5 protein-coding genes are annotated in these 6753 nt (G+C 67.0%); all 5 read right to left on the bottom strand.

Features of this window, described 5'->3' with window-relative positions; genetic code table 11:
* Window positions 1-1837 precede the first annotated feature (1837 nt).
* The 5 genes from J9892_RS11405 to J9892_RS11385 are packed head-to-tail and all read right to left on the bottom strand — an operon-like array spanning window position 1838 to window position 6715.
* Window positions 1838-2062 (bottom strand): hypothetical protein, encoded by a 225-nt coding sequence (locus tag J9892_RS11405; RefSeq protein ID WP_109113040.1) that lies wholly within the window; start codon window positions 2060-2062, stop codon window positions 1838-1840.
* Complete coding sequence (locus J9892_RS11400; protein ID WP_210538351.1) at window positions 2059-4008, bottom strand: hypothetical protein; 1950 nt, start codon at window positions 4006-4008, stop codon at window positions 2059-2061. The genes J9892_RS11405 and J9892_RS11400 overlap by 4 nt, the downstream gene beginning before the upstream one ends.
* Before the next feature lie 27 nt (window positions 4009-4035).
* Window positions 4036-4440 carry a hypothetical protein gene (locus J9892_RS11395; RefSeq protein ID WP_210538350.1) on the bottom strand — a complete coding sequence of 135 codons (405 nt, stop codon included), beginning with the start codon at window positions 4438-4440 and terminating at the stop codon, window positions 4036-4038.
* Window positions 4441-4462: 22 nt separating this feature from the next.
* Entirely contained in the window at window positions 4463-5515 is a 1053-nt protein-coding gene (locus J9892_RS24610; RefSeq protein WP_236748028.1) for a hypothetical protein, read from the bottom strand.
* 3 nt (window positions 5516-5518) lie between these two features.
* Window positions 5519-6715, bottom strand: a complete 1197-nt coding sequence (locus J9892_RS11385) for a hypothetical protein (protein WP_210538349.1) — start codon at window positions 6713-6715, stop codon at window positions 5519-5521.
* Window positions 6716-6753 lie beyond the last annotated feature (38 nt).

The following is a 6753-nucleotide window of genomic DNA, read 5'->3' as shown; positions in this document are numbered from 1 at the left end:
GTCGGCGGGCCGGGAGCCACCTGCAGAACCGGTTCACCCGCCGGGCCGCCGGCAGTTGCCACCTTGGGCACCGAGCTCATCGGCGACCCGGGGCACCAGGTCCCGACCACCGCCCGGGGGCCACCTCCCCACCGGATCACCCGCACAGCCGCCGACAGTGGCCACCCTGGGCCCCGAGCCCGCGGCGGCCCGGGGCCCACCGCGCACCAGATCACCCCCCCACCCGCCGCCGCTGGCCACCTTGGGCCCCGAGTTCGTCGACGACCCAGGGCACCGGATCCCGGCGCCGGCCCGGGGGCAACCCGCAGCACCGGACCACCCACCGGTGGCCACCCTGGGCCCTGGGCTCGTCGGCGGGCCGGGAGCCACCTGCAGAACCGGTTCACCCGCCGGGCCGCCGGCAGTGGCCACCTTGGGCCCCGAGTTCGTCGACGACCCAGGGCACCGGATCCCGGCGCCGGCCCGGGAGCCACCTGCAGAACCGGTTCACCCGCCGGGCCGCCGGCAGTAGCCACCCTGGGCCCCGAGCCCGCGGCGGCCCGGGGCCCACCGCGTACCAGATCACCCCCCCCACCCGCCGCCGCTGGCCACCTTGGGCACCGGATCACCCACCCACCGGCGGCCACCTTGGGCCCCGAGTTCGTCGACGACCCGGGGCACCAGGTCCCGCCCCCCGCCCGGGGGCCACCTCCCCACCGGATCACCCGCACGGCCACCGGCATTGGCCACCTGCAGCACCGGTTCACCCGCCTGGCCACCGGCATTGGCCACCTGCAGCACCGGTTCACCCGCCTGGCCGCCGGCATTGGCCACCTGCAGCACCGGTTCACCCGCCTGGCCGCCGGCAGTGGCCACCCTGAGCCCTGGGCTCGTCGGCGGCCCGGGGCCACCTGCAGCACCGGTTCACCTGCCTGGGCGCCGAGCTCGGCGGCGACCCGGGATCCCGTACTCAGCATGCACACCGACAAAACCCCACCACCACCCAGGCCCCTCCGCTCCCCGGCGCCGGCCGCCGCTGGCCACCTTGGGCCCCGAGTTCGTCGACGACCCAGGGCACCGGATCCCGGCGCCGGCCCGGGGGCAACCCGCAGCACCGGATCACCCGCACGGCCACCGGCATTGGCCACCTGCAGCACCGGTTCACCCGCCTGGTCGCCGGCAGTGGCCACCCTGAGCCCTGGGCTCGTCGGCGGGCCGGGAGCCACCTGCAGAACCGGTTCACCCGCCGGGCCGCCGGCAGTAGCCACCCTGGGCCCCGAGCCCGCGGCGGCCCGGGGCCCACCGCGCACCAGATCACCCCCCCCCACCCGCCGCCGCTGGCCACCTTGGGCACCGGATCACCCACCCACCGGCGGCCACCTTGGGCCCCGAGTTCGTCGACGACCCGGGGCACCAGGTCCCGCCCCCCGCCCGGGGGCCACCTCCCCACCGGATCACCCGCACGGCCACCGGCATTGGCCACCTGCAGCACCGGTTCACCCGCCTGGCCGCCGGCAGTGGCCACCCTGAGCCCTGGGCTCGTCGGCGGCCCGGGGCCACCTGCAGCACCGGTTCACCTGCCTGGGCGCCGAGCTCGGCGGCGACCCGGGATCCCGTACTCAGCATGCACACCGACAAAACCCCACCACCACCTAGGCCCCTCCGCTCCCCGGCGCCGGCCGGGGGCCCACCGGATCACCCACCCAGCGGCCGGCAGTGGCCACCTTGAGCACCGAGCTGTAGCCCGCCGCGAAAAATGAAAAACGCAACTGGGTAAAACGATAAACAGAGCAGAGGCCACATTTATCAAACTCGGTGAATCAGAAATCACCCAGTTTGAAAAACGCTTAACAGGGGTTTAAACCTCGATTTCATAGGTTGGTAAATCAGGAGCGGGCCCTATGATAGCACCACTCTGGTAGAACGCCTTCTGGCCGATGGCCACCCCTCCCCCTCGCACCACCACCACACCGCCCCCCATCGTTTGCAGCGTCGTCGTCGTGGCACCGACAGCGGTCACGGTACCAACCAGCAAAGGGTCGGCACCGGGTACCAGCTCCAGGAACTGTTTGAACAGGTTCATACAAATCGCTCCACGCTCAGTTGTTGGCGTACCTTCATAGCCCTGTCCTGCAGCTCTGCAGAGACCCGCACGCTCCGGTTAAAACCCTTCCAGCCATCCACCGCGAGCAACGCCCCCGGCAAGATGAGTCCGGTGTCGTTCGATAGCGGCAGCTCGATGGCCTGCAGGCGCTTCGGCATGGTCTTGGCCAGGGCCACCACCCCCTGGGCACGGGCCGCCACCACATCGCACACCAGCGGGTGGGTGATGGTCGGTGCCTGTTTCTCCCCTGCCGTGCCTTGGCGCAGCACCCGGGCGCTGATGCCCTGATGACCACCACTGACCCAGACCCCGTTCGCCGCCTGCCCGGGCTGGGAGTCACTGCCCAGGGTCGTGATGATGGCGCGGGGAATGGCCATGTCGGCCAGCGCCCCGTCGAGCTGCCAGGGGACGGTCGGGTAGCGTGGCTTGATGACCAGGTGCCGGTTGCGCTGGTGCGGCAGCACGAACCCGCCTGCCGCCTCGGCCAGGTACTTGATCGCCTCGATCGGGGTCTGCTTGTCCAGGCTGAAAAAGCCTGCCGGTACCAGCCAGTCCGCTGCCTGCCAATCCAGGGTCCAGCCAAACGGCAGCAACGCCTCCGCCAGCTGGGCCATGGTAGCCAAGGCGCTCTCGCTCACCGCTTGCGCCAGTACGTGGGTCGGCGACAGATAAGCGGTGCGAGAGCGACCGGTCAGGGTCGCCGACTGCCGGGCAAAGCTCTCGCTCGACTGCCAGCCATCGCATACGCAGTCCCACTGCTGGCCGTTGACGTGGATGCTGACCTCTTCATCGTCCGTCATGGCCGCTGCCGCGACGCGCGGGATCTGGGCCGTGAACTGCCAGGCCCAGGAGTCGGTGTCGAGTTCGATGCTCAGCGAGGTGGTTGGAATATCGACCCCATCCCTCACCCGTACAATGCTTGCTGTGTTGCTCACCAGATAAACCCTCCGGGTTGGGATAACAATCTGAGCCTGTCCGAACCAGACGAACTCCAGGGAGGCGTCCCCCCGGGGCCGGCCGAACGCCAGCACCTTGGTCCGTTTGTCCGGGCGTACCGGTGGCGTCGTCGGCTTGGGCGGTGGCGACATGCCCCAGGGGGGCTGCATTGCCTCCTCCCAGCGCGACAGCCAGCCCTTGTGCAGCTGCAGGCCGAGCTGCCAGCGCTGGCCGCCCAGGGTGAAACCGAGCGGGGTGGCCTCCTGCCAGTGGTCGGCTTGCCACACCTTGTCCTGGCGCGGGGGGTTGCGAAACCCGCTCACCTGCCAGCGCCCCACCGGGGCCCCCTCGACCCAGAGCGAACGGGTCACGGCATGGCCGGGGGGCAGGCTGTCGAACCCATGGCCATTGCTTGCGTCGAGGGCCAACCCCTCATCGAACGGCACAAGCACGGTGCCATCCTCCCGGGGCAGCTGTTCGGCCAGGCCGGTCCACTCGCTCTGCAGGGGGCTGGCCTCCTGCCAATGATTCTGACAGGGGGAAGAAACGAGGGCTGGCTGCTGCCAGTCGCTTTGCACTGCCCGGGTCACCAGCGCGGCCCGCTCGAAATGATCGGTGCTGGTGTGGCTCGGCCCCCGGAACACATTGATGTCGTGGCCGGCCTCGATGGCAGGCAGCAGGGGGCGAGCCGTGCTGGCCAGGGTCGCCTCGATGACCACGGCGGCACCGATCTCGACCACCGGCTGCGGCGCCGTGGCCAGCAGGGCAGCCGGGTAAACCGGTATCACCGCCAGGCTGGCCTGGGTCGCGGGCCCCGTCCCCTGCAGTGCGCTCGGTAGCACCAGGCCCGGGGAGCAGGTCAGGCTGGGCGGCAGGCTGGTGCCCCGCAGCACGGCCGCATAGCGCTGCACCATGAGCGGGTTCAGCTCCAGGGCGGCGCTGGCCTTGCGGGCCTTCTGCAACTCCAGCCGGGCGTCGGTTCTGGCCATGCTGACCTCGTGGCTCACGGGGAGCGGTTAGGGTTCGGTAAAGATGGCGTCGTTGATGCGCACCATGGCGCCGGTGAACAGCTCACTGGCGGGGATTTCGATGTCGGCGCCGCTCTCCGGTGGCCCCACGTCGAGATCCGCCACAAAGCCCCCGTCCCGGTTGGCGATGCGCCCCCAGGCCTGGACCCCGCTGGCGGTGACCATCTGCTCGGCCAGGGGCTTGAGCGTCAGCACCCCGCCCGTCACGCTCTGGGCGCACGGGTGAGTGAACTGCAGCGTCACCAAGAGCACCTGGCTGGTGACGGCCGCCCCCGGGGCGGGGCGGGTGCCGGTGTAGATCTTGAGGGTCGCGGGCCCCGCGCTGCCCTCGTCGATGGCGGTGGCCAGCAGCTGGGCGCGGCTGGTGCGCAGGGCATCTGCATACGTGAACATAGTACCTCCTGGTGCGGCCCTATCAGGCCAGGCCGACCCCCTCACCGGGGGCGTAGGGGGTGGGGAGCTGGAAGTCGGCCGCCACGGCGTTGTAGTCGGCGGGGCCGAACGCCGGATCGTCCTGGGCGACCAGCATATAGCGGCGGTTGAGCCACAAGAGATCGAACCGGTATTTGCCATCGCTGGCGCGGCTCATGGTCTCGCCGACCAGGTTGCCCGCCTGGCCGAAGCAGAGCACCCGGCGGGCGACCCCCTCCCCGTTGATCGTGACCGTGCTCTCGATGTAGCCCTGCAGCACGTTCTGAACCCCATCCCGCAGCCAGTACCTGTCCAGCCCAGAACAAAGGAGATTCGTGTCTAGCTGGGTGGGGTTCACGGGGCCCGCATAGCCTCTGCCCTCCCCACTGACCCAAGCCACGTCCTGCGGCTGGAACACGCTGCGCGGCTCCTGATTGGCAGGGGTGAACCTCATGCGGTGGGTTCTCACCTCCCCCAAGGTGAGCGCCGAATCGAGATGCCGCCAGATAATCTTTGAGACCTGCACCGTACAGCCGTAGAGGAACAGGGCAGGCCTCAGATTAAAGTGGGTGTTATCACTGGCCTGCATGACCTGTACGTCATTGACATACAGCGTCAGGTTGGTGCCGACCTTCGTGAATTTCACCCGGTAGCTCTGGCCCACCACTAACCCGCTACCAGTGCTATTGGAGGCGGATTGAACTGAGGACTCAACCGCATTGATCCATTTACTTATCCCGAAGGTGTTATCGAGCGCAAAGAAGCGGTATCCATTAGCTTGGGTGCCCGTGGGAGTCACTAACCAACCCCCAACGTGCTTTCTACCCGCAGAGTCCGACACTATCTTGAGCGTGAGTTCACACTCGGCGTCATACTCCTGACAGGTAGGCTCCCCACTGAAAATAACGCCGCCCTGCGCGAGGCCGATGCTGGCCTGCAGGGTCTTGCTGACGGACTCGTAGGCTGCGGAGATACCCGTGCCAAAGAGGGTCGTGGGTACGTTGGGGGTAACAGCGAAATCAATCACCTTCTCGTAGACAACATCGCCAAGCGCCATGGCTTACCTCCAGGGACCTGTGAGATCAAAGCCAATCAGGGTGGGAGCATAGTTAAAACTATTCTCGTTGTAGGTGGCTTGGACAAACCGCACGATCTTGCCGGGCAGTGCTGGCATGTCTTTAAAGTTTTTACGACCCCATGCGGCTAGGTTGGCATAGGGCACCACGACCCCGGGGAGATGGCCCCGCAGGTGGTTATTGGTCTCCAGCACCATGATGGGATCCGTACACAGATAGAACCCGTTATCCGGCCCGTTGGGGACCGTCAACCCCGTACCAAATCTGGGAAATACCCCCTTCAACCACCACACGGTCGTACCATAAAGCTGATGGTAAGCTCGGGCTATGACCCTGTGACTGGACTCATCGAAGGAAAGCAAGTTGTTATACACATAAGCGTAAGAGGGTGATGAAGTCGATGCGTCCCAACGGCGCGCAGTATCATTCGCACTCTGGACACAGTATGTCGCCAAGAGCGCATGATAACGGTCACCGGGGCGCACCGAGTTGATATAGCCGAACATCAGCAATGCTTGGTAGTTGTGGGCGGCATACGCGGGCAGGAAAAAGAGCAGTTGACTGTCGCCTATGAGATCCCAGCGCCCGTCGCTGTAGCGCTTGGTCGCGGGCCAGCGATGATCGTAGATCAGGGTATAGGTATCTATGCCCACCACATCCTCGACGAGCTGGGCCTTAGCCAGATAGGCACTGCTGGTTCCTGTCCAGCCGCTGAATGCGGTGTTGTCGATACGCAAACTGACGTTGCCAGATGCCGATACATCGGTCGGGCGGTAGATGGCCACCATGCCGTCTGCACTCTCGTGGGTCAGGGTCCAGCCGAGCGGGGCCACCTTCATGGTGAGGGTGCCGCTGGCAGAAGCCCCGGGGTTGCCACCGTCCAACTCGAACCACACCTCGGTGGTGCTCACCTTCTTGACTCGGTGCTCGCCGTTGTAGGCGGCAGGGCTTGCACCGGTCACCTCAATCACCGAGTCTTTCAGGTAAGCGTGACCGCCAGAGATGGTCGCCTTGGCGGCATTCTCGGCGGCGTCCCACACCAGACTGTTAAGGGTGAGGGTGCCGAACCCGGTCACCAGCACGGCCTTGAGCAGGGCCGTCAGGGCCCCGGCGCTGGTATCCCCCAGGTTGGGGGCGCCTTGCATCTCGCTCGCATACCACTTCACGGGGAAAGTAGCCATGGTGTTCTCCAGTTGAATCAGTCAGGGTGGGGCAGATT

Source organism: Aeromonas sp. Prich7-2, assembly GCF_017939255.1.
Lineage (GTDB): Bacteria > Pseudomonadota > Gammaproteobacteria > Enterobacterales > Aeromonadaceae > Aeromonas > Aeromonas caviae.
The sequence above is the reverse complement of the archived record's forward strand: the minus strand, read 5'-3'. Positions and strand labels throughout refer to the sequence as shown.